The organism is Shewanella algidipiscicola (genome assembly GCF_900380485.1).
In the GTDB taxonomy this organism is placed as follows: domain Bacteria; phylum Pseudomonadota; class Gammaproteobacteria; order Enterobacterales; family Shewanellaceae; genus Shewanella; species Shewanella algidipiscicola.
Genome location: NZ_OXJV01000002.1, coordinates 51,368 through 73,835, shown reverse-complemented (window position 1 = coordinate 73,835; position 22,468 = coordinate 51,368). Strand labels below are relative to the sequence as shown.

Here is a 22,468-nt window from a genome sequence, read left to right as displayed (position 1 = left end):
TGCAAACCTAAATCAGGAAATAGAATGACTAACGATAATATCGTTCAAAAACTCTGGAACCTATGTGACGTATTGCGTGATGACGGTATTAACTATTCTGACTATGTAACAGAATTGGTTCTATTGCTATTTATTAAGATGGTTCATGAGAACACAGAAGCTAAGGTATTAGATAAATACACCTTACCAGAAGGTTGTCAGTGGACGGATTTGAATACCAAATCTGGCATCAATTTACTGAATGATTATCGAGCTATCTTACTTGCATTATCTACGGGTAAGAGAGTTGAAGCTGATCCTGAAAATCCAGGTTCGACTAAAGAAGTGGAAATCCATAATGACCCACTTATTCGTGCTATATATGCAGATGCTCAGACTCGCCTGCGTGAACCTCGCCATTTAGAGCAGTTGATTAAGTCTCTGGATCAAATTGACTGGTTCAGTGCGCAAAAAGACGGTTTAGGTAACCTGTATGAAGGTTTATTACAAAAGAACGCCAATGAAACCAAATCAGGTGCAGGGCAATACTTTACTCCCCGTGATTTAATTGATTCGATGGTGCGTTGCATCAAACCACACAAAGGTGAAAAGATTCAGGATCCTGCGGCAGGAACAGCGGGGTTTTTAATCGCAGCCGATCGCTACATTCGTGAACAAACCGATGATTATTTTGATCTGACTAATCAAGAGTTACGTTTCCAAAAAGATAAAGCCTTTGTTGGTGTTGAACTGGTTCCTTCAACGCGCCGTTTAGCATTAATGAACTGCTTACTGCATGGTATGGAAGGTGATGATGAAGGTGTGGTGCATTTAGGCAATGCGTTAGGGCAAGCTGGTGCTAGCCTTGAAAGAGCAGATATTATTCTTGCCAACCCGCCATTTGGCACCAGTAAAGGTGGTGAAGCCTCTATCACTCGAGACGATCTCACCTATCCAACTAGTAATAAACAACTAGCATTTTTGCAGCATATCTACCGCAACTTGAAGCCAGGTGGACGCGCTGCAGTTGTGCTGCCTGACAATGTGTTATTTGAATCAGGTGTAGGTACGGATGTTCGTCGTGACTTAATGAATAAATGTAACCTTCATACCATCCTGCGTTTACCAACCGGTATTTTTTACGCTCAGGGTGTTAAAACCAATGTGCTCTTTTTCACCAAAGGTAGTGCAAAGGACAAGTTGCAAGAGGAAAACTGCACTGAAAATGTCTGGGTATATGATCTTCGTACCAATATGCCTAGCTTTGGTAAGCGCAATCCATTTAATGACAGTCACCTTGTACCCTTTGAAAAGGTCTATGGTGAGGATGCCAATGGTCAAAGTCCGCGCCAAGAGGGGGAATGGTCATTCGATGCGTTTGAAATTGAAGTCGATAAGTCCGCTAGCGAAGAAAACCAGAACGTTGATAATGATTTAGCACATAGCCGTTGGCGTTGTTTTAGCCGCGACTGGATTCGTCAAAGCAAAGGCGATTCTCTTGATATTAGCTGGTTAAAGGACAAAAACAGTTTAGATGCCTCAAGCCTTCCTGAGCCTAGTGTGTTGGCAAAAGAAGCCAAGCAACAATTGAATGATGCTTTGGCTGAAATTGACAACTTGCTTGCAGAACTTGGCGAGGAAGTATAGTCATGTCAGAAGTTAATTTTCCATCTGACTGGGTAGCTTGCTCAATCTCTGATGTAGCCCAAGTTAACCCCAAAAAAATAGATGCAGAACCAGATACAATATCTGGCTTTGTGCCAATGGCCTTAGCTCCGATTTCATTTTCTGATTCATTGCGTTATGAAGAGAAATACTGGAAAGAAATCAAGAAGTCTTACACTAACTTTCAAAATGGAGATGTTCTCTTTGCCAAGGTAACACCTTGTTTTGAAAATGGTAAAGCAGCTATTGTTGATGGATTGCCCAATGGTATAGGTGCAGGAAGCTCGGAGTTTTATGTCTTAAGACCTCATACTCCTTACGTCTTGCCTGAGATTTTATTTGCGCTAATCAAAACACAAAAATTTGCGAATGATGGTGCGGCAAACATGACTGGGGCAGTTGGCCTACGACGTGTACCAAGAGCCTTTGTTGAAAGCTTTGATGCTCCGATGATTCCAATAGCTGAACAAAAAGTCATTGCCGAAAAGTTGGGCACCCTGCTAGCGCAAGTTGAGGCGACCAAAGCTCGTTTAGAGAATACGCTTGAAACGCTCAAGCAATTCCGTCAATCGGTCTTGGCTGCGGCAATGAGTGGTAAGTTGACTGAGACCTGGAGAGAGAGTGCTTTAGAATACTTTGGCTCAGATTTATCTACCGAAGAATCTTTTAATACGGATAAACCAAAGAAAGCTGAAGTGACATCGAACCATGAAATAGTTGTAGACAGTTTTCCAAAGGAATGGAAAGTATCAACTTTTTCTAAGTTATATAAATTTATAGACTATCGAGGTAAAACACCTAAAAAATCCGATAGTGGAAAACGGCTGTATACAGCCAAGAATATCAAAATGGGATTCATATCTGACGATCCTGTAGAGTACTTGAGTGAAAATGACTTCAAGAATTGGATGACGAGAGGTTTTTCAAAGCTTGGAGATATCTTCTTTGTAACGGAAGGACATACTATGGGATGTACCGCAATCAACACAATAGGAGAAGATATTGCGTTGGCTCAAAGAACTTTGACACTTCAGCCGTATGGTAATTTGAGTACTAAATTTCATTATTACTATATGTTAACAAGTGCTTTCCAAAAGTTAGTGGAGCTAAATGCTACAGGTTCTGCGGCGAAGGGTATTAAAGCAGCTAAGTTTCGAAGTTTACCTGTCCCTTTTCCTACATATTCAGAACAAAAAGAAATTGCTCACCGTGTCGAGACGCTTTTTGCTAGTGCTGATGCCACCGAATCACAAGTCAACCAAGCACTAGCGCAAGTAAATAATCTCACTCAGTCTATCCTTGCCAAAGCGTTCCGTGGTGAACTAACAGAGCAATGGCGTAAAGATAACCCTGAACTGATCTCGGGGGACAATTCTGCTGAAGCGTTGTTGAAAAAGATAAAGGCAGAGCGTGGAGCGGTGAAGCCGAAGCCTAAGACCAAAAAGTGAATATTTGGGGCTCCCAGCGAAATATATTTTCTGAACTGGAATTCGTGCAGTAGGTTCGTAAAAACATCAGGTGATAAGCGATAGCGATATGTTTCAAATACAGGATTTAGTCGATCTTCAAACCTTGTCAGAGTCTGCAGAGTTGGAATTCAAGCTAGCTCAAGGGCAAGATGGCAAAGGTAAATTACCTGATGATTTTTGGCCAACTTACAGTGCCATGGCGAACACCCGAGGCGGCTATGTGGTTCTTGGTGTTCGAGAGAAAAAGGGGCAACTGACGTTAGCTGGTATTGAAGCAATCGAAGTGGTTCGCAAGCAACTGTTTGATATTGCAGGTAACAACGGCAAGGTAAATATCAATTTATTGACTGATGACAACGTTCAAGTTGTTAGCATTGATGGTAAATCTTTATTAGTGATAGAAATACCGGCCGCACGTCGAGATCAAAAGCCTGTTTATCTGAAAAATCAGCCGATGAAGGAAACGTATACTCGTCTACATGAGGGTGATCACCGTTGTAGTGAGGAACAGGTCAAACGGATGATGGCTGAACAGGTTGAGGATAGCCGGGACGACAAGATTCTCACCGGCTTTGACTTTACTGATATCGATATGGATAGCTTGAAGGCATACAAGAACCTATTTGCTGTAGCAAAGCCTCAACATCCGTGGTTGGAATTAGACCTGTTTGAATTGTTTAAAAAGCTGGGTGGATGGCGTAAAGACCGTCAGGCTGGTGTTGAAGGCATTACGTTAGCAGGCGTTTTAATGTTTGGTACTTGGGAGGCGATTCAGGATGCAGTTCCCAATTACTTTGTTGATTACCGAGAACGAGATGAAGCCAGTGTTGAGCGTTGGATTGATCGCGTGTACCCCGATGGATCTTGGTCTGGAAATGTCTTTGATTTTTACCGCCGTACGTACCGGAAATTAGTTACTGACTTAAAGGTGCCATTTGAGCTTCAAGATGGTATTCGCTTAGATGATTCAAAAGCTCATGAAGCCATTCGTGAAGCCTTAGTGAATACCCTCGTTCATGCTGATTACACCGGACGTAGCTCTATCCTGATCGTTAAACGCCCTGACTTGTTTGGTTTCCGTAACCCTGGGCTGATGCGCGTTCCCCCTGAAATAGCAGTCAAAGGCGGAGAAAGTGATTGTCGTAACCGCCGAATGCATCAGATGTTTCTGATGATTGGTGCGGGAGAACGAGCGGGTTCTGGTATCCCTAAGATATATAGCGGCTGGGAGTGGGCTAAATGGCGAACTCCGAAACTGTATGAAAAATATGAGCCATCAGAGCAAACATTATTAGAGCTATCTACGGCTAGTCTTATCCCTGAAGAAGTAACTCAACTGCTAGCAGTGATGTTTGGTAATAGCTTCTATTCATTGAATGAGCTTGAGCAAATGATCGTTGTAACGGCAGCAATTGAAGGCTGGGTTAACCATGAGCGTGCTTGCCAGTTAACCAGTAAACATTCACGAGATGTCACTTTAACGTTACCTCGCCTTGTTGATAAAGGTTTTCTAGTAGCAAGCGGAGAAAAAAGAGATAAATCGTATAGTTTACCTGGAATGGAGCCGCCATCACCTGAAGATGTTTTTTCTAATGCGTTAACCCCAACAAGTAACTTAACGCATAACGTCGACAGCTTAACGCATAAAGTTAATAACTTAACGCATAACGACAATAACACTGATGATACTAGTGATGTTAGAGACAGCAAAGGTAGGTTTATCAGTGCTTTAATTGATAAACCATTTATTGATAGTCTGGAAGCATTAAGTGAGGTTTTCCGACAACAACTTAACGCTTTAGGTGCTCCAGCTAGAGAGCAGCACCGATTAGATACAGAGACAATGAAGTTTCTGATTACTGAGTTATGTCGAGAACATTATATATCCGTCTCTGTATTGGAAATGCTATTAGATCGTAAACCTCAAAGCTTACGGCAAAACTATTTGAAGCCTATGGTCTCTGACGGACGACTAAAAATGGCTTTTCCTCACAAGCCTAACTCACCAAAACAAGGGTATACCTCGACGGATGAATAGTCGTGGTATCAATCCTAAATAGAAGGAAATTGCAAAAATGAAGTTAATATCTTTAACTTTGGATGGTGAGTATAAAGGACTAGCTAATCAGAGTTTTAATTTCAGCCAAACACAAAGCAACATACTTGCTCTGATCGGCCTTAATGGTTCTGGGAAATCACAACTACTTGAAGTTATTGCTGAAGTTTTTGCCTTCTTAGAAAGAGCCCAACGTACAGATTTTAGGGTAAGAACCCCATTGGGGTTTGGATTTGAACTGATTTATCAAATCAAAGTGGATGTTGGTTCTAATTTCTCCCAAACAAACTTCTCTTCATGGTCTTTTGCAACAACAGAAACGCTTACCTATCGAATTGTTTTGGACATCGATAGTAAAAAACCACAGTGTTATATATTGAAAGATGGTGAAGATAACTCTTTAGATATAGACAACATTCGATTGCCATATGTGGTTGGGTACGCATCAGGGTTGAATGAGAATTTACAGCGTAGTTTTATGAAAAATGCTGTGCAATTTTATGAGATTATGCGGGTGAGAAATCGCCGTAGGAAAGCTCTTGAAAATGTCGAGGGAGTTGGCCTCAGAGCTGAAATAAATCGGTCATACTTATTGAGGTACCCACATATTTTCAGTTTAAGAGAGCCTGTTAGTAATTTTTCTGATTATTTCTTCCCTGAACATGAAATCTTAGAGTCGGATACTCCCATCAGTAACATGGTGTTCCTCGATTATGATTGCGTTGGTATCATGCTGGCTTGTTTATCTGTTTTTTCCACAAAAAATATAGATAACATATTGGAAGAACTGTCTTTTTATAAGCCTAATAAATTAGTTTTGCAGTATGATTTTAGTGTTGGAATCATCGAGGAAGATGTTATTAAAGATATTAAAATGCTTCTTCGAGTCGCAGGAAAGAATAAATTTAAAGGAATTGGAAAGCCTAGTACTCCCGAGGAGTATGATACTTATGAACTTGATTACTTATCTGGCGAAATTGAGTTAGATCTAACAGATGTTTCTTTGGTTAGTCAGCTTAAAGAAGATAATTATGGAGATCCTCGAGTACTGTTTTTCCGTTTGCTTAAGTTACAGCTTTTGGGTATTAAAAATTGGCAACGAGTATCCCGACAGAGATTGTTAAGTGATAACTTCTTTGAAACGTTAAAAAAACCTTTAAAAACAAAATTACCATTGTCGGTAATTAAGCTGTATTTATCTGGATCCGATAACCGGATGGTTAATTTTGACGATTTATCTGATGGAGAAAGCCAGTTAATACAAATCATTGCTACTTCTGTGGTCTTTAGAGATGAGCAAGCGATCTTTTTATTTGATGAACCAGAAACTCATCTGAATCCTTCATGGAGAACGTATTTTCATCGCTATCTTAGTGAGGCTATAGACTCTCAGGAGCTAAACTCGCAGGTGTTTGTTTCTACTCATTCGCCATTCATGATTTCCTCTTTGAAAAAAGAAGATGTCTTGTTTTTCGAGCGTGATGAGCATGGCAAGATTTTAATGGAACCAGTTGGAGCTCAGACTTATGGCTCTTCCTTTGAAGTGCTTATAAAGCAACACTTTGGCTTACGTTCCCTTATCTCGCAGACGGTTGTCGAAGCTGTAAAAGAATATCTACCCAAGGATGAGCGTCCTGAGTCACTAGCTGCTGCGCGTGAGTGGATTGAGGGAAACCTCGGTGACTCGATGGAAAAAGCCTACTTGCTAAGGAAGTTGCAAAGTTAATGTTGTTTCCATTGAATCCCAATACCCCTCAGTGCCGTGTTTTTGAGGTACTAAATAGTGAGCTTTTGCATTTCTTAGAGGCAGCTGTTCAGGCGAACAGCTTCAATCAAGATCTGTTTTCTCAGTACCAATATGACGGTCAACAAAAAAGAAGTGTATGTTGGAGCAACATGCCTACGAAAGAAAAGTTTGAAGCGCTATGGCGTGCTTTAGAGCCTTTAGAACAAGAGCCTAGGCGTGAATTATTTGAACTTGTTCAAAATTGCCAAGATATTGCGGTGTATTTTGATGATTTAGGAGCTCCACTGCCAGAGCTAGAGGATGACTTGTTTGAAGTGTTTAAGTCTCTGACATCTCATTTATTCACTCGGACTAAAGATTTATCTGGAGCAAGGCAACAGGCTGATAGTTCGATAGAGCAACACTTTCAGGAGGTTAGGCGTGAAAACAATAATTCCCAATTGTGCTTTTTATGTGGTACCTCACTACTGTCGCAAGATAGAACAAACTTAGATGATGATGAGCAATGGCGAGCCGATTACGACCATGTGCTTTGCAAAGATAAATACCCGATTTACACAGTTCACCCTGGAAACTTCATTCCTACTTGCCATATTTGTAACAGTAAGGCAAAAGGGGCGAAGAACGTACTTTTCGGTTCTCAAGACCAACGCCGAAGGGCTTTTTATCCCTTGCCACCATCACAAGAGTCATGTCATCAGTATGCTTGTATAGAGCCCAGTTTTAGAGGGTTAGCTGAAATGCATGGTGGAGATTGGCAGGATCCAATAGCTTCAGCTCCAATTAGTTTTCCTACAGCCCCGGCTGATATTGCTGAAAAAGTCAATGTTTGGGAAGAAGTTTATCAAGTACCAAGTCGAGTAGAAGAATATGTCATTACTCACTTTTTTGAGCGTCTAGCAGGAGATCTACTTCTTACCGATCAGGATGAGTTTGAGGGGTTCTCAAGACAACTGCAACGTGCGGCAAGGATACCTGCAGATGTAAAAATGACGGAATGGAGGTTCTGGCTTAACCGAGTATACGTATTCCTCGATGGTCAAAATGAGGATTATTTACGGAATATATGGCCATTGCTTCAATGGAAGCTGAGCTTGGCTAAGGAAGACGATATGATGGCCACTTTTGGGTAGAGCAGCCTAGTCTCTTGGTAAATGATTCTTATGAAAACTAATACTTTTGTGATTTCAAAATGGTAGCGCTGAAATATTTAGAAGATGAGTCAGTTCACAGTTGGGTGTTACGTAACCTTAGAGTTTCAGGCTGTTTAAATCTACATTCAGTTATCGGAACTAATGGCCAGTGGCACACTATTCCTCACTTATCAAAATGTGTAGGGATTAATTTATTAGATTTTGATGATTTTAACTTATTGTTTTGGCTAAGAAAGTCAAATGTGGCTGTAAAAAGAGCTGGTATTTTTGATAATCCACTGGACTATATCAACTCAGTCTATCACGTTTTTACAAAGCATGATTTAGACAAAGGAACCCGAGGAAGCATCCCTATTCGCTTTTGCAGTAAGTGTGTCCAAAATTCCATTCAAGATCTTGGTTTTGCTTACTTTAAGTTTGAGTGGCTATATGGAGAACGGTGTACTATTCATGATGTGCACTTGATGCAATTCAAGGCATCACGATATAAGGAAATTATGCACTCACTAGACTTGGTGATGTCCGGCCACCTTGATTCATTGGAGCCTTTTGAGCAAGCTGTGGGTTTGCTAAGTGAACCTGCGGAGGAAAGTGATTATCATATAATGCCGTGCTTAATTTTTGACTTCTATCGTTGGGCGTCTTTTATAAGGGATGATGGTTATCTAGATGATAGCCACTGGGAGTTCTATTATCAGAACCTGATGCGAAAACCTATTTCTGATGACAAAATTCATTATTACTTTTCAGCTAGTTATCCAGAGAGGTTTCCGAAACAGTTTGGAGAGTTTTTGTCTGAGAGGCTGGAAGTAAAAGAGCACAGGTTTGGGATTAGTCAACCACTTAGTCTTAAAGAGACCTTATGGAAAAGTAACAGGCATAATTGTTCTAAGTGCTTGATGGTGCAGCATCATTGCCCGATACAGCTAATAGCAAAAATTTGGTTAGACTCCCCTAGGAGCATTGGTCAATCTAGCAATATATGTGACGACTTCTTGAGGTACCGCAGATAGCTATGGGCAAACTTTATTGTCAATTTTTTCTTTTACGGGCAAGCTTTATTGGGGCTGCACAAATGGTATTTTGGGCGATATCAGCTTGTAGCTAGGCCTGCGACTAAGGCCTAGCGGTATTGGAACATTTAGCGGTTTAAAAGGGGCAAGGGCATTGACCATGGCAGGGTTCGCCACGAGTTGGATGCTCAAAATACAGGTCACTGGCGTGTAATTGTAAGCGCTCTGCCAGTTGTTCACTTTGGTTGCTGTTATACAGATCGCACCCAAGAATGGGGTGGCCCATGGTCAAGCTGTGTATTCGCAGTTGGTGCGTACGGCCGGTAACTGGGGTAAATTGCACTAAGGTGCGACAGGGCTGCTCAAGGCGCTGTAAGACAATGTATTCACTGATGGCCGCCTTGCCTGTGGTGGAGCAAATTTTGACTCGTGGAAAGTAGTCCCTATCTTTTGCTATTGGCGCGGTGATCTGGCCATTATCATCTGTAACCCAACCTTCTAGTAGTGCCATGTAGCGCTTGTGAATGGTGTGCGCTTGAAACTGTTTATTGAGGTGTCGGGTCGACTCTGCATGCAGCCCCACAACCATGATGCCTGACGTGCCAAAGTCTAATCTATGTGGCAATTTGGCCTCAGGAAATGCCGGGCTGACTCCTGCTTGACCATGGACTAAGCGGTAGTGTACTGAATCTTGGTTAAGAGGGTGCTTGCCTGACAAACTCAGTAAACCACTGGGCTTATTGATCAATAAGATATCATCGTCTTGATATAAAATCGTGACCACATCATCGCACTTAGGGGCGATAAAATCGTCAACGCGGGTATCAGTCTGCGAGCCGATATTGGGCATGGGGCGTTCCTGTGATTGATATAGATATCGCCTGCTTATTATGCTCGAGCCTGCGTTGCATCACGATAATCATCTTGTATTGTACGCGGCTACCTTGCTGGCAGCGGTGGACAAGGGCGCTAGTTTACACGGTTTCTCACTCCAAATTGTCTCAGGTACCATTTAAATTGATTTTAAGGTGATTGCCATCGGGTAATATGGGGGCTGGTTGTTGTTTTATTTGCACTTTTTTATCTCTAACTTTGAATGATAGTGCATCTGCTACACTGTTAAATTGAGGCTATCCATTTGAATAGTCTACTGGTGAAGGCTAGGTGAAAGTATGGAAGCGCTTTCTGTTGTGCTAGTGGTAGATGATGTAAAAACGAATGTGCTCATCATGAGGCAATGTTTAAAAGGACAGCATCAAGTGTGGGCCGCGGCAAGTGGCAAAGAGTGTTTAGCTTTGGCTAAGCAACAGCCGGACCTGATCTTGTTAGCGACAGACATGCCCGATATGAATGGTTATGAGGTGTGTCAGCAGTTGAAGATGGATACCGAGACGGCGCACATTCCGGTTATTCTCGTTACCGCTAAAGATGCCAATGACGACGAGCAAAAAGGCCTTGCATTGGGCGCTGTCGACTACATTACTAAACCCATCCGCCCCGCGATTGTACGTGCTCGGGTTGCGACTCATCTGCAATTAAAATCTCACCGCAGTAAATTACAATTTATGGCGCTGCACGATCAATTGACCGGACTCTACAATCGTCACTTTTTGGCCGAATGGGCCGCTCAACATTTATCGAGTATGGCTCGCCATCAAACTGAGCTGTCAGTGGTGATGTTAGATTTGGATGATTTCAAAAAAATTAATGACTTTAATGGTCACCATGTTGGCGACAAAATCTTGCAGGCTGTGTCTAAGTGTCTACAAGACAGCTTTCGCAAGGAGGACATGGTGGCACGGATAGGGGGGGAAGAGTTTATTATTTTGATGGAATCAGGCATGACTGAGGCTCGTGAGAAAGCAGAAGGTGTTCGCCAACGTCTACAGCAGTTAAAACCTATGGGAATTACTGTGACGGGGAGCTTTGGTTTATTGGTCGCCAATGCGCAAATGACCGACTTTTCTCACCTATTGGTATTAGCCGAAGAAGCCGTGTATAAAGCCAAGGCTGATGGGCGTAACTGCCTCGTTTATTATGATAACGGGCAATACATTACCGTCGGGTAAGATGCATAGGTATTGCCCTACGCTGGTGGTTCTTTTTTATTTCACAGGCCTATTGTCTGGCTAAGTTGTTCCATTTACTCCAACCGTATCACACCCTTAATTGTGTTGTTGCCCTTTAGCATGCGCAGAGCAAGCTTATGTCAGGTGTAGCGGGGCAGAGGCTTACATCCGCTGTCTCAATTTGATGCAATAGATGCCAAGGGCTACCTAAAATATGTTATTTTAGCTGGCAAACGAGAGTGGTTAGCATTCTCTCAATAGACTGCGCTAAAAGAGGAAAGTGTAATGGCAATAGCAAAAATTGGCATAGTGACCGTAAGTGACCGAGCGAGTGCGGGCGTGTATGAAGATATTTCTGGTAAGGCCATTATTGAGGTGCTAAACCAATACCTGACCTCTGAGTGGGAACCGGTTTATGAGGTGATCCCCGACGAGCAGGATGTGATTGAAGCGACCCTAATTAAGATGGCCGATGAGCAAAATTGTAGCCTTATCGTCACCACTGGCGGTACTGGCCCAGCAAAGCGCGATGTGACGCCAGAAGCCACCGAAGCTGTGTGTGATCGCATGATGCCAGGCTTTGGTGAGTTGATGCGCGCCGAATCATTAAAATTTGTGCCCACCGCGATTTTATCGCGTCAAACCGCCGGCCTGCGCGGTGATTCATTGATAGTTAATTTACCCGGCAAGCCAAAATCGATTCGTGAATGTCTCGATGCGGTATTCCCCGCTATCCCTTATTGTATCGATTTGATGGACGGGCCTTTCTTAGAGTGTGATGAAACTGTGATTAAGCCATTTAGACCCAAAGCCAAATAAGCCATATCGGTCGTCCCTCCCACAGAGGTAAAAAGAGCGCATATTAGGCGCTCTTTTTAATGGCAAATACTCAGGTTAAACGCGGTGTTAAACAGTAAAGCACCTTTGACCAGCGCTTTACAGCTTATGCATTCAGCGCCTTTGGGTGTTATAAGCCAAAGACGATTTTTTCACTCTTGAGTGAGCGCTCCATGCCAAACATGAGAGCCAGGGTGATGGCTAAGGTCGTAGCACTCGACAGTAGCAGCTGCATTTGCGGTATCTCTTTGCCTTTAATAAAGGCGATAAGCGCCTGCATCTGTCCCGACACGGGTAGCCACTGCAAGGTGTCTGGCGCTATGTTGTAACTGGCCGCCATCGACAGCATCATCGGCACGATGAGCACTATCGTTAGATAAGACTGAGCCTCTTTAAATGACTTTGCCATAAATGACACAAACAATTGTAATGAGGCGGCCATAAGCGCGATAGGTAAGCCGATAACTAGCATTAACCCAATAAAGTCAGGGGTGATATTGACGCTAAAGCCCAGCTCTTGCCAAGGCACAAAGCCGTAAGCAATTTTAGAGATGATTAAGGTCAATATTAATCCCAGCATGGCAAAAATGGTGACCGCGGTGACTTTGGCTAACACTATGTCACGGGTCGACACCGGATGACTCAGCAGCAACGCCAGTGAGTTGCGTTCGCGCTCTCCGGCACTGGTGTCGATGGCTAGGTTCATGCCCGAAATAAATACTGCATATACCATCATAAATATCGCAATGCCTAAGATCATGCCACCTTTTGAATCGCTGGTGGCTTGATCTTCTATCGTGACCTTAATTGGCTGCACCACTTTAGGGTCAATCCCGCGGGCAATCAGGCGTAGACTCCCCATTTCGGCGCTGTATTGTTGCAGGCTTTTTTCGATGCGCCGAATAGATGATTGCAATTTTTCGTTGGAATTATCGGCAATAAGGGTTAATTCGGCCGCGCGGCTTTTGGCCATGTTGCTGGCGTAATCTTGGTTAATTACCAGCTCTATCTCTTTGCGCTCGGCTTTATCGCCTTGGCTAATATCGTTACTGGCAAGAAACTTAACCAGATCGGGGGCGCGTTCGCCATGGGTGATCGTAATATTAAGCGCTTCGGGGCTAGTGATTTGGCCTATCAGCAGCATAAACATGCCGCACATCATCAGCGGTGCGCCGATGGCATAATAGAGGCCGGCCATGACCGAGCGTTTATCGCGGGCGGCGTCGATCAGCTCTTTTCGAACCATGGCAATAATGGTATTGATCATGCTGCAATCCCCTCGTCGGTGCCGATTAGTTCGATAAAGGCATCTTCTAATGACGCTTTGCCTGTTTGTTGGCACAGCTGTTCTGGACTGCCAATGGCAACTACCTTGCCTTGCGCCATCACTATCACCCTGTCGCACAGGGCCGCGACCTCTTGCATCACGTGGCTAGAAAACAATACGCAGTGGCCGGCCGCTTTCAGGTCTTTCAGCAGATCGCGCAGCACTCGCGTGCTCATCACATCTAGGCCTCGGGTAGGCTCATCGAGAATGATGTTGGTGGGTTCGTGCACTATGGCCTGCGCTAAGGCGGTTTTCATTCGTTGTCCCTGAGAAAAGCCTTTGCATTTACGGTCGGCAATATCATCCATATGTAACTTGTTGAGCACGCTGGCCGCCGCTGCTTTAGCCTGTGCACGCGGTAACCCGTTGAGCTCGGCAAAATAGCTCACGTATTCTCTGGGGGTTAGGCGTTCATACAAGCCAAAGGGATCGGGAAATAACCCCAGTTGCTGCTTGGCTTCAACCGGAAACTTAGCCACATCGATACCGTCAATTTCGGCGGTGCCGTTATCGGGTTTGAGTAAACCAAATACTGTGCGTAAACAGGTGGTTTTACCCGCACCATTGGGGCCGAGCAGTCCGGTTATCTGGCCATCGAGCGCCTCAAAACTCAGGTCATTAAGCGCCTGTACATCACCAATACGCTTAGATAGATTAGCGACTTTAATCATGATTCACTCCTTGTGCCTCGGTATGGGATGTCGATGAAAGGGCTTGTTTGGCTGCGGGGAGCGCTTCGACAGTGTTCGCGTTGAGGTAAAAATTACGCCTAACATCTTTGCTTAGGCAATCATCAGATAAACCATCAAGGCTGTTGTTGCTGACCAGTTGGGCGATGAGATCGTTGCCACAGGATTGATAGGCCACCCCGTGAGTGGCATAGGGGGCGATAAAATGTTTGGCGTTGCTCAGTTGCGCCATCGCCATCTCGCCCCAACTCGGAGGCGTCGCGGGATCTAACTGTCCCGATAACACCAAGGTCGGGATGTTGCTGGTAATCGGGGCCGAAAACTCGGCGTCAACCGCGGGTACATTCCAAATCGGGCAGTAAAGATCGAAGGCATTGACCATTTCGCGGGTGAAGTAGCTTTGCTCGGCTTGCTGGCGCTCGACTTGGCTAAAGCGCTGCCAATCTTCACCACACACCACTGATGAGTGCATGCCAGTCGCAATGCCTGTGCTGTCTATCGTCAGAGCATATAAGCCCATAATGGCTTGGAAGTTATCTTGCGCGGCTTGATGAATCGCGTGGGGCAGTAGCGCTCTGATATTAGGGGTGTACATGGCCATACGCAGCGCCCCCATAAACTTAGCGCGGGTCATCACAAGCGTGAGCGGCTCGTTGGTTAACGGGTCGCGAACTTGGCTACTCACTGGGGCTTGGGCGAGGCGCGTATTCACCTGCTGCAAGTCTTGTTCAAGGTCGGCAAACTGCCCATGGCATAAGGCATTACTGCTGCAGTCATCGAGCAGTAAGCCGATGGCTCTGTCTATCGCATCACCAATATGCAGTACACTTTGCTGCATCGGCACTACGCCGTCTAATGTGACTGTGGCCAAGACTTGCGGGTAATGACGCATGTACAGTTGCGCCATACGCGTACCGTATGAAATGCCATAGACATGGAGTTTGTCGTAATCTAAGTGGGCTCGAACTGCTTCGAAATCTTTTAACGCGATTTCGCTGCCATATTGGCTGACATCGGCATCGAGTCCGTCGAGGCACTTTTGAGTTTCGCTCGCAATATCTAAATCATCCTCGTTGAGTGATAACGCTCCTTCAAAGCCTTCGCCCTCGCATTGTAATAGGTTGGACTGACCTGTACCTCTTTGGTCTATCAGCAGAATATCGCGCTGCTGGCGGACTTTACTTAACATGTGATCGAACGTCGGCGCGTTTTCTATTGCCGATTGCCCTGGGCCGCCGGCAATGGCGAGCAAGGCTTCTTTAGTAAAGCTCGGTTTTATGGCTGGCAGTACCGCGTAATGAATGTTGAGCTGCCGACCTTCGGGGTGAGCGTAATTTTCAGGCACTGTGACAAAGCCGCAGCGCAGCCTATCTGGCAGACCGTCGACATAACAAGTGTCGTTGGTGGGTGCGGTATCTGTCTCGGCGTGGCCGGCAAGAGAAAATAGCATGGCAGCCAGCGGCAGTAGCAGCCAGAGCGCTAACTGAGTCTGACGTTCCTTATCGCTTGCCGTGTGCATAATGTTGGCTTGTGGCATGATATTCATCCCTTGAATGCGCATATTGCGACAATGTTAATTCAGTTTTTTATCAATGGGTTAATAAACTGTTAAGAGGCTAATGCGAGAACGATATTATGTCAACAGATGGATAAGTTGTCGCGACTAGCACTCTGCATGAAGTCGACACAAAGGATTTTATTAATAGGTGGTCTGATGAGTTGAGGTTTTCTCTTTAATTTACTGTAACCAAAGATAAATATAATAACTTTAGTCGCTGATTCCTACGTCATGCCACGCGGTTTTGTGCGCCAATTAACAGTGTTGGAGCAAAAGCTCTTATTTTTTAGGCAAGGTTAAAGTAAAATGCGCTAAAAGAGGTACACCTGTACGCTAAAAAGGTTATAAAACTTATGTCGCTCGAGCAATATCATCCAATACGCCTGATCCAGGAACAGAGCCTTAAACGGGGCGATGCCATTGCGCTTGAGGGCTATGGTAGTGCAGCACCTTGGCATCAGATCAGCTGGTCTGCATTTGATAATATCAGTGATGCTATCGCTAAGGCGCTGATCCGTTTCGATTTAGCGTTACAAGATAGAGTCGTTATCTTGTCACAAAACTCTCCACAATGGACCTGCGCCGATGTCGGGGCCTTAAAAGCCAAAACGGTTGTGGTGCCTATATATCCCACTAGCACCATAGATCAGGCGGCTTACATCATAGATGATGCGCAGGCAAAGCTGATTTTTGTGGGCGATGCGGCGCAATACCTGATGGCTTGCGAGCTCACCAAGCGCTGCGCCACGCTGACTCAGATTGTGGTATTTGATTCAGATGTGACCCTGATTGACCAAGCACACTATCATTTCGACAGCTTGCTCAATCCTATGGTGGATCCCGCGATTGAAGCCGAGTTGTTGCAGCGACTGAGCCAGACCTCTCTTGATGATCTGTTAACCCTTATCTATACCTCTGGCACCACGGGTGACCCTAAAGGGGTGATGCTCGATTATCGCAATATCGCCTCGGTTATCCGCCAACATGACGCCATCTTACCTTTTACTCCTGGGGATGTGTCACTGGCATTTTTACCATTGAGTCATGTATTTGAACGCGGCTGGAGCTTCTACGTGTTGTGCCGTGGCGGTCACAACGTTTACCTGCAAAACCCCATGATGGTCAAAGAGGCCATTGCCGATGTGAAGCCCCATACCCTGTGTGTGGTGCCGCGTTTCCTCGAAAAAGTCTATAGCGCAGTACAAGACAAAGTGGCGAAAGCTCCAGCGGCAAGGCAAAAACTGTTTGCGTGGGCGATGTCAGTCGGTGAGCGTCAGTTTGAAGTCAGCCAAGGGCGCGCTAAAGGCTCGATGTGGTTAGGTTTACAGCATAAACTGGCGCAAAAATTAGTGTTTAGCAAGTTGCAGCAAGTACTGGGTGGGCGCTTAAAGTTTATGCCTTGTGGGGGCGCGGCGCTCGACAAAACGGTGACGAGCTTTTTCCATGCTATTGATATTCCTGTTTTATGTGGCTATGGCATGACAGAAACCACGGCAACCGTTACCTGTAATACCTTAGCTAATCGCTTGGCGGGCTCTAACGGTAAGGTGCTGCCTGAAGTGGAGATCAAGTTAGGTAAAGATGATGAGATCTTAGTTCGCGGCGATACTGTGATGCGTGGCTATTACAATCGCCCGCAAGAGACTGAAGCCAGTTTTGAAGATGGTTGGTTAAAAACCGGAGATGCAGGTTATATCGACGAGCAAGGTAATCTGTTTATTACCGATCGCATTAAAGAGTTGATGAAAACCTCAAATGGTAAATATATTGCGCCGCAACGTGTCGAAGGCAAGGTGGGTTGTTGTCCTTATATCGAACAGGTGGCCATTATTGCCGATGCTAAAAACTATGTGACCGCCTTAATTGTGCCGGCATTTGCCTCGCTCGAAGCTTGGGCCAAAGACAAAGGGCTGCATTATGAGTCGCCTATTGAGCTGTTGCGTCATAGTCATGTGATTGAGCATTTTGAACAACGCTTAAAGCATTTGCAGGTTGAGTTGGCAGGGTTTGAGCAGATCAAAAAGTTTACTCTGTTACCCGAGGCATTTTCTATGGAAGCAGGGCTTATCACCCCCACCATGAAACTACGCCGTAAGATGATTTATCATAAATACTCCACCGAAATTAATGCCATGTACGGTAAATAATCACTGCTCACAATAGGCGCGATCAACACTTTATTGTGTCTTGATTGCGAGAGACCAATCACCAACTCAAAAAAGTTGGTGATTTTTTTTGCTTATCGTCATGTGTTAAACATCTGTCGCTGCTGCTTATCAGGGTTTAGGTATATAATCGCCGGCTTTCTTGCCTCACATGGGGCGCGTTGTTGGAAGTATTTATCTATGTCGGGTGTATTGCCTAAAAAGTTTCGTTATGACATTAACGGGCTGAGAGCTTGGGCTGTTGTTGCAGTCATTCTATTTCATTTCGGTGTGCCAGGTTTTGCTGGTGGATTTGCGGGAGTCGATATCTTTTTTGTGATTTCGGGACTCCTAATGACACAGATTATTGTGACCGGTTTAGAAAGTAATAGCTTCTCGTTTGGCCGTTTTATGTTTGCGAGAGCTAAACGAATCTTCCCTACGTTAGCCGCATTATGTTTAGTGTTATTGGTTTTTGGTTGGTTCTGGTTACCCACACTCGATTATCAAAAATTGGGTACCCATATTGTTGGTGCTGCATTATTTATCTCTAATCATAAGTTTTATAGTGAAGCTGGTTATTTCGATGCGGCTTCCTATGAAAAATGGTTGCTACACAGCTGGTCATTGTCGGTTGAGTGGCAGTTTTATCTGTTATTGCCGCTGGTATTGATGTTGGCCTGGCGTTGGCGTGGTAAACAGGCTGTATTATTCTCTCTGCTGGCCATTGCTTTCGTTTCCTTCGTGTTATCTGTGTATGCCGTTGAGACTAACCCTAGTGCGGCATTCTATCTGTTGCCCTTTAGGGCATGGGAGATGGTATCGGGTGGGCTTGTTTGGTGGGTGATGAGGCATCAGAGGCTGAGTCAGACGGCCAGTAAAGTCATCGAGTTGTGCGGGTTTGGGTTAATATTAACGGCTATTTTTGGTTTTAATGGCGCAACGCCCTGGCCGGGTGGGTATGCTTTAGTGCCTGTGCTTGGTGCTATATTGGTGCTCGCAGCTAACCGTCAAGTTTCTCCTCTAACGGCAAATCCACTGCTTGCCCGTGTGGGATTGATCTCTTATTCACTCTATTTATGGCACTGGCCTATCGTTGTGTTTCTTGCCTATGCGGGTGAGCAAAGCAATCCTATCTGGATCGTTGCCGGCATCTTGCTTACGTTGATATTGGGTGAGTTATCGTATCGGTTTATCGAGATGCGTTGCAGCAATTGGCTGGGCCAATTTAGCCTTAAAAAGGCGGCATGGGTATTATTTGGCATGCTGTTATTCGTTGAGTTATCGGCGGTGGCCACGCGGCATATGGATATTGAGGGGCGATTACCTCAGGTCGTAGAGCAAGCTAGCCAAGAGTCGTTTGACCGTCACCCGAGATTGGAGGAGTGCCTTTTAAGTTCTGAACGAAATGTTACAGATCCAAGCTGTATACATGGTAATGGAGAGGTACAAGCTGTGGTTGTGGGTGATAGCCATGCTAATGCGGTGATATCGAGTGTGGCGTTAGCCGCGGCCGATAAAGGTAGCGTGGTGGAGATGACCTATAATGGTTGCTCCACCGTAATCGGTGCTAAGAGCCGCGTTCATGCTTCTCAGTGTGAGCAGTTTAATCAACACGTGCTTGATACTTTATCGACGCCAAGTGAGATACCCGTTATTTTAATCTCTCGGTTAACGGGTAGCGTTTTTGGCTATAACGAACCGCATGCTTTTCATAACACACCAGTGATCTACTTTGGCGAAAACACGGAGCAAACTCGTGACGATGTTTATCAAGATTTTGTGATAAAGCAGACAGAGACTGTGTGTCAATTAAGCCAATATCGGCCCGTTTACCTAGTGCGTCCCTTCCCTGAGATGGATGTTGATGTGCCCAAGGTTCGCGCTCGACATTTAATGTTTGCTAAGTCAGAGCGAGATATTTTTATTACCGAGCAAGCCTATATGCGGCGCCACGCCCCTATTTGGCAAGCGCAGGACCAAGCGGCGGTCGCTTGCGGTGCTAAGGTGCTTAATCCATTGCCTTATCTTTGCTCCAATGGGCAATGTATGGGGACTAAGGATGGGCATTCGCTTTATTATGATTCTAATCATATAAGTGAATACGGTAATAAGTTGCTGACCCCGATGTTTAAACCCTTATTTCAATAATAAGGTCAATTCATCGCCCCTAGTTGGAATACACATGGGCTAGAATGAGATTAAGCGCATTATATCTATTTGATGTCATGCGCTTTTCACATTGTGGCCATTGGCTGGTAAGGTATGCGCTATCTATGATGACATAATAAGGATATTTTTGTGGCTGAGACATTTTTTAGCGCAACCCTCAACCCACGTTTCAATGAAACCGATGGTTTGGGGCATATCAACAATACTGTGATCCCCATTTGGTTTGAGGTGGGGCGTGAGCCTATTTTTAGCTTGTTTAATCCTAGCTTGAATCTTGAAGAGTGGAACTTGATTGTGGCGGGCTTCACCATAGCGTATACCTTGCCTACCTTCTTCGGTCAGCCTGTTGAGGTAAAAACATGGGTGAGCCGTATTGGTAACAGTAGTTTTGAGGTGACACAGCAGTGCTGGCAGGCGGGGAAAATGACCGCTGAAGCTCAAACCACCTTGGTGCATTATGATTATGGTGCTAATCAGAGCGTGCCGATCCCCGACATGGTCAAGCAGGCCTTAGCGCAGCGCAGCGGAGATTAAGCGATTTTAATCGCCGTTGCGATCAACGAGTGTGCTGGGGGATGTGGTCACGACGGCAATGTATCATCAGTAGGTTAGCGCAAGAATTTTTGTACATACCAGCAACTGGCACTGATGGTGAGCTGTTGTGCCTTGGCCCATTTTAGCCCATGGCGCACTAAACGTTCGGCTAGTCCTCGCCCTCTCAACGCGTCGGGTACGTAAGTACGATTAAAATCAATATGCTCGTCCTCAATCTGGTATTCAAGCAGTGCTTGCTGGTCATCGATTAAAATCACAAATCTCTGTTTGTCGGCCTGATGTAAAATGGTTGACTGGCTCATGTGTATTCCCTTGATATCTTGGCTCTGCTGACGTTAGCACGTTTAGTGCTGTGATGCCTGTGTTGTGCTTATCAATCTGTGTCATGGGAGCCTTGGTTGTATTTATCGATCGGGCTATGTAATCTGAACTTGGGATAGCCAAGGTATCTCTAATCGCCGCTATAGATTCTAAGTTGTTGTATTAAAAGGAAATGCATAGTTTCTGTGCGTGAGTTCGTCTCGTTAGTCGTATCAAGGATAAGTGTGAGATGTCATCACTGCGCTGCGGCTACTTTATCTAAGGTTATGCTATCTCTTACCATGGTGCTGGTTCATTAAGCAGGCGCCTGAGTGCAACATCTCATCAATGGAAAGTCATATGGCGTTGGATGTTGACGAGGTGCAATTGATTCATCGATGGTTAATTGGGGGCATTATGTTGCGTTGCTTAACGACGCTCGGTTTGATTTTGATCGGATGGAGTCTCTCGGCATCGGAGGTTGAGGAGGCTGTGCGCAGGGTTGTCGAGGCGAAGGTGAGTGGCGATGTGACGAGTGCGATTGTACTCACGGATGCGAATTTGATCACCTTAGGTATTGTCGACTTTGATCCTAATGCATTTATCGATGTAGGGGCGATTGGCGATATTAATGTCGGTGATGCCGATTCTTTGCGTCGGCGCAGTCAGTTACGCAACTATTCTTTGCCCTGGGAAAGTCAGCCCCGTGAGCTCGATCGCGACTGGCTGGTATCGAGTGCTGTGCAGTTCTCCTATGTTCATTCCAATGACAATATCATAGGTATTGATGATCCGTCGTTGATCAGCCCAATAGAAGATACTATTTATCTGTTAGCGGCTGAGTATCGCTGGCGCTATCATCTCTCGCCTCGTTGGCAGGTGGTTTTTGGCGCTGGTGGGCAGTTGTTGTGGCTAGAAAATAACTTAGAATATCGCGACCCTATCTTGGCTTCGCAGCGGGCGCTGCTAGATGGCATCATAGTGAATACTCGTTATGGTGCGGTGATGGTCGATCCCAATGTTGAATTTACCTATACCAGTGAGCTGTTTGGCCACAAATGGGAATTTATCAGCGCGTTTCGTTATGCCTATGGCCGCACTGTGTTGACTGATAATGGTGCGCAGTCTGTGTCACCCGAGGTGAGTCGCTTTAGCAATACACTGATATTTCATTACGGGCTACCCAGCGTATGGTCTCGACGTAATGAGTTAATTTTACAGGTTAAGCGAGTCGATTTAAGTGGTGATGTGGTCGACCCGATGGGGACGCGTTATTACTATGAGTTGGGGGCTGGCTGGATAATCGAAACTCCTTCATTGGCCGCTTGGATAGAGAATATTGGCCTAGGCATTACACTCAATATTAACAGTGGCTTAAGTGGTGGTGGTTTGGTATTGCTGTTTAACGAGCCGTTATAAAGCTTGCATATCGATTATCGGGTCATGCTTGATGGCTAACAATGGGCCTGTATTGTGGCCAATGTTATTAGCCTGACTCATTATCGTTCCTGTCACCTTGTGCTAACTCATATTGTTGGCCTCACACTGACCAAATTGGATGAGCATCAACGGCTCATTTAATCCCGGGGCACCTAATTCAACATCGTGACCGAGGCGCCTGTGGTTATGTTATGCGTCTTGTTGGTGCTCACGCAACACAGCAAGTAACTCAGGGGGCTCGCTTAACTTGAGCTCGACTTTAGTTTGTGAAAATGAAGCTAACGCTGCGACCGA

At 45.1% G+C, this 22,468-nt stretch carries 17 protein-coding genes; 12 read left to right on the top strand and 5 right to left on the bottom strand.

Annotated elements, in window-relative coordinates; genetic code table 11:
* The first annotated feature begins 24 nt into the window (after nt 1-24).
* The 6 genes from DN599_RS06570 (at nt 25) to DN599_RS06545 (ending at nt 9,083) form a co-directional block, all read left to right on the top strand.
* A complete protein-coding gene (locus DN599_RS06570; protein ID WP_110456872.1) occupies nt 25-1,626 on the top strand; it encodes a class I SAM-dependent DNA methyltransferase in 1,602 nt (533 codons plus the stop codon).
* Nucleotides 1,627-1,628: 2 nt separating this feature from the next.
* Nucleotides 1,629-3,092 (top strand): restriction endonuclease subunit S, encoded by a 1,464-nt coding sequence (locus DN599_RS06565; RefSeq protein WP_110456871.1) that lies wholly within the window; start codon nt 1,629-1,631, stop codon nt 3,090-3,092.
* Nucleotides 3,093-3,180: 88 nt separating this feature from the next.
* Nucleotides 3,181-5,151, top strand: a complete 1,971-nt coding sequence (locus DN599_RS06560) for an RNA-binding domain-containing protein (protein ID WP_110456870.1) — start codon at nt 3,181-3,183, stop codon at nt 5,149-5,151.
* A 37-nt stretch (nt 5,152-5,188) separates the two neighbouring features.
* Nucleotides 5,189-6,895: an AAA family ATPase gene (locus DN599_RS06555; protein ID WP_110456869.1), complete on the top strand. Its 1,707-nt coding sequence runs from the start codon at nt 5,189-5,191 to the stop codon at nt 6,893-6,895.
* Nucleotides 6,895-8,049, top strand: coding sequence for a hypothetical protein (locus tag DN599_RS06550; RefSeq protein WP_110456868.1), 1,155 nt, complete (start codon nt 6,895-6,897; stop codon nt 8,047-8,049). Before DN599_RS06555 ends, DN599_RS06550 begins: the two co-directional genes overlap by 1 nt.
* A 59-nt stretch (nt 8,050-8,108) precedes the next feature.
* The gene (locus tag DN599_RS06545; RefSeq protein WP_162599165.1) at nt 8,109-9,083 is read left to right on the top strand and encodes a hypothetical protein; all 975 of its coding nucleotides are present in this window, start codon (nt 8,109-8,111) and stop codon (nt 9,081-9,083) included.
* Nucleotides 9,084-9,219: 136 nt separating this feature from the next.
* Here DN599_RS06545 and DN599_RS06540 read toward each other — a convergent pair whose 3' ends face one another.
* On the bottom strand, nt 9,220-9,933 hold the full coding sequence (locus tag DN599_RS06540; protein WP_110456866.1) for an RluA family pseudouridine synthase: 714 nt from the start codon (nt 9,931-9,933) through the stop codon (nt 9,220-9,222).
* Nucleotides 9,934-10,255: 322 nt separating this feature from the next.
* Here DN599_RS06540 and DN599_RS06535 point away from each other — a divergent pair, with 322 nt between their 5' ends.
* Together DN599_RS06535 and mog are read left to right on the top strand one after the other, a co-directional pair.
* On the top strand, nt 10,256-11,152 hold the full coding sequence (locus tag DN599_RS06535; protein ID WP_110456865.1) for a GGDEF domain-containing response regulator: 897 nt from the start codon (nt 10,256-10,258) through the stop codon (nt 11,150-11,152).
* Between the two features lie 285 nt (nt 11,153-11,437).
* Nucleotides 11,438-11,971, top strand: coding sequence for a molybdopterin adenylyltransferase (mog, locus tag DN599_RS06530; RefSeq protein ID WP_110456864.1), 534 nt, complete (start codon nt 11,438-11,440; stop codon nt 11,969-11,971).
* A 148-nt stretch (nt 11,972-12,119) separates the two neighbouring features.
* On the opposite strand, the gene DN599_RS06525 is transcribed toward mog, so the two are convergent.
* The 3 genes from DN599_RS06525 to DN599_RS06515 are packed head-to-tail and all read right to left on the bottom strand — an operon-like array spanning nt 12,120 to nt 15,542.
* Complete coding sequence (locus tag DN599_RS06525; protein ID WP_162599167.1) at nt 12,120-13,253, bottom strand: ABC transporter permease; 1,134 nt, start codon at nt 13,251-13,253, stop codon at nt 12,120-12,122.
* Nucleotides 13,253-13,987 (bottom strand): ABC transporter ATP-binding protein, encoded by a 735-nt coding sequence (locus DN599_RS06520; RefSeq protein ID WP_110456862.1) that lies wholly within the window; start codon nt 13,985-13,987, stop codon nt 13,253-13,255. Before DN599_RS06520 ends, DN599_RS06525 begins: the two co-directional genes overlap by 1 nt.
* Complete coding sequence (locus tag DN599_RS06515) at nt 13,980-15,542, bottom strand: alpha/beta hydrolase (protein WP_420820854.1); 1,563 nt, start codon at nt 15,540-15,542, stop codon at nt 13,980-13,982. The genes DN599_RS06520 and DN599_RS06515 overlap by 8 nt, the downstream gene beginning before the upstream one ends.
* A 374-nt stretch (nt 15,543-15,916) precedes the next feature.
* On the opposite strand from DN599_RS06515, the gene DN599_RS06510 reads away from it, so the two are divergent.
* The 3 genes from DN599_RS06510 (at nt 15,917) to DN599_RS06500 (ending at nt 20,413) form a co-directional block, all read left to right on the top strand.
* Nucleotides 15,917-17,710 (top strand): AMP-dependent synthetase/ligase, encoded by a 1,794-nt coding sequence (locus tag DN599_RS06510; protein ID WP_110456860.1) that lies wholly within the window; start codon nt 15,917-15,919, stop codon nt 17,708-17,710.
* A gap of 198 nt (nt 17,711-17,908) precedes the next feature.
* Nucleotides 17,909-19,858 carry an acyltransferase family protein gene (locus tag DN599_RS06505; RefSeq protein ID WP_110456859.1) on the top strand — a complete coding sequence of 650 codons (1,950 nt, stop codon included), beginning with the start codon at nt 17,909-17,911 and terminating at the stop codon, nt 19,856-19,858.
* Nucleotides 19,859-20,008: 150 nt separating this feature from the next.
* Nucleotides 20,009-20,413 (top strand): acyl-CoA thioesterase, encoded by a 405-nt coding sequence (locus DN599_RS06500; protein ID WP_110456858.1) that lies wholly within the window; start codon nt 20,009-20,011, stop codon nt 20,411-20,413.
* Between the two features lie 74 nt (nt 20,414-20,487).
* Here DN599_RS06500 and DN599_RS06495 read toward each other — a convergent pair whose 3' ends face one another.
* Nucleotides 20,488-20,736 (bottom strand): GNAT family N-acetyltransferase, encoded by a 249-nt coding sequence (locus DN599_RS06495; RefSeq protein ID WP_110456857.1) that lies wholly within the window; start codon nt 20,734-20,736, stop codon nt 20,488-20,490.
* A 358-nt stretch (nt 20,737-21,094) separates the two neighbouring features.
* On the opposite strand from DN599_RS06495, the gene DN599_RS06490 reads away from it, so the two are divergent.
* A complete protein-coding gene (locus DN599_RS06490) occupies nt 21,095-22,153 on the top strand; it encodes a Solitary outer membrane autotransporter beta-barrel domain (protein WP_239473245.1) in 1,059 nt (352 codons plus the stop codon).
* Nucleotides 22,154-22,468: the final 315 nt, after the last annotated feature.

What these genes read in the sequence shown, in the direction of transcription:
- DN599_RS06570 (WP_110456872.1), top strand. Translation starts at nt 25, where the DNA reads ATGACTAACGATAATATCGTTCAAAAACTCTGGAACCTATGTGACGTA.
- DN599_RS06565 (WP_110456871.1), top strand. Translation starts at nt 1,629, where the DNA reads ATGTCAGAAGTTAATTTTCCATCTGACTGGGTAGCTTGCTCAATCTCT.
- DN599_RS06560 (WP_110456870.1), top strand. Translation starts at nt 3,181, where the DNA reads ATGTTTCAAATACAGGATTTAGTCGATCTTCAAACCTTGTCAGAGTCT.
- DN599_RS06555 (WP_110456869.1), top strand. Translation starts at nt 5,189, where the DNA reads ATGAAGTTAATATCTTTAACTTTGGATGGTGAGTATAAAGGACTAGCT.
- DN599_RS06550 (WP_110456868.1), top strand. Translation starts at nt 6,895, where the DNA reads ATGTTGTTTCCATTGAATCCCAATACCCCTCAGTGCCGTGTTTTTGAG.
- DN599_RS06545 (WP_162599165.1), top strand. Translation starts at nt 8,109, where the DNA reads ATGGTAGCGCTGAAATATTTAGAAGATGAGTCAGTTCACAGTTGGGTG.
- DN599_RS06540 (WP_110456866.1), bottom strand. Translation starts at nt 9,933, where the DNA reads ATGCCCAATATCGGCTCGCAGACTGATACCCGCGTTGACGATTTTATC.
- DN599_RS06535 (WP_110456865.1), top strand. Translation starts at nt 10,256, where the DNA reads ATGGAAGCGCTTTCTGTTGTGCTAGTGGTAGATGATGTAAAAACGAAT.
- mog (WP_110456864.1), top strand. Translation starts at nt 11,438, where the DNA reads ATGGCAATAGCAAAAATTGGCATAGTGACCGTAAGTGACCGAGCGAGT.
- DN599_RS06520 (WP_110456862.1), bottom strand. Translation starts at nt 13,987, where the DNA reads ATGATTAAAGTCGCTAATCTATCTAAGCGTATTGGTGATGTACAGGCG.
- DN599_RS06515 (WP_420820854.1), bottom strand. Translation starts at nt 15,542, where the DNA reads ATGCCACAAGCCAACATTATGCACACGGCAAGCGATAAGGAACGTCAG.
- DN599_RS06510 (WP_110456860.1), top strand. Translation starts at nt 15,917, where the DNA reads ATGTCGCTCGAGCAATATCATCCAATACGCCTGATCCAGGAACAGAGC.
- DN599_RS06505 (WP_110456859.1), top strand. Translation starts at nt 17,909, where the DNA reads ATGTCGGGTGTATTGCCTAAAAAGTTTCGTTATGACATTAACGGGCTG.
- DN599_RS06495 (WP_110456857.1), bottom strand. Translation starts at nt 20,736, where the DNA reads ATGAGCCAGTCAACCATTTTACATCAGGCCGACAAACAGAGATTTGTG.
- DN599_RS06490 (WP_239473245.1), top strand. Translation starts at nt 21,095, where the DNA reads ATGGCGTTGGATGTTGACGAGGTGCAATTGATTCATCGATGGTTAATT.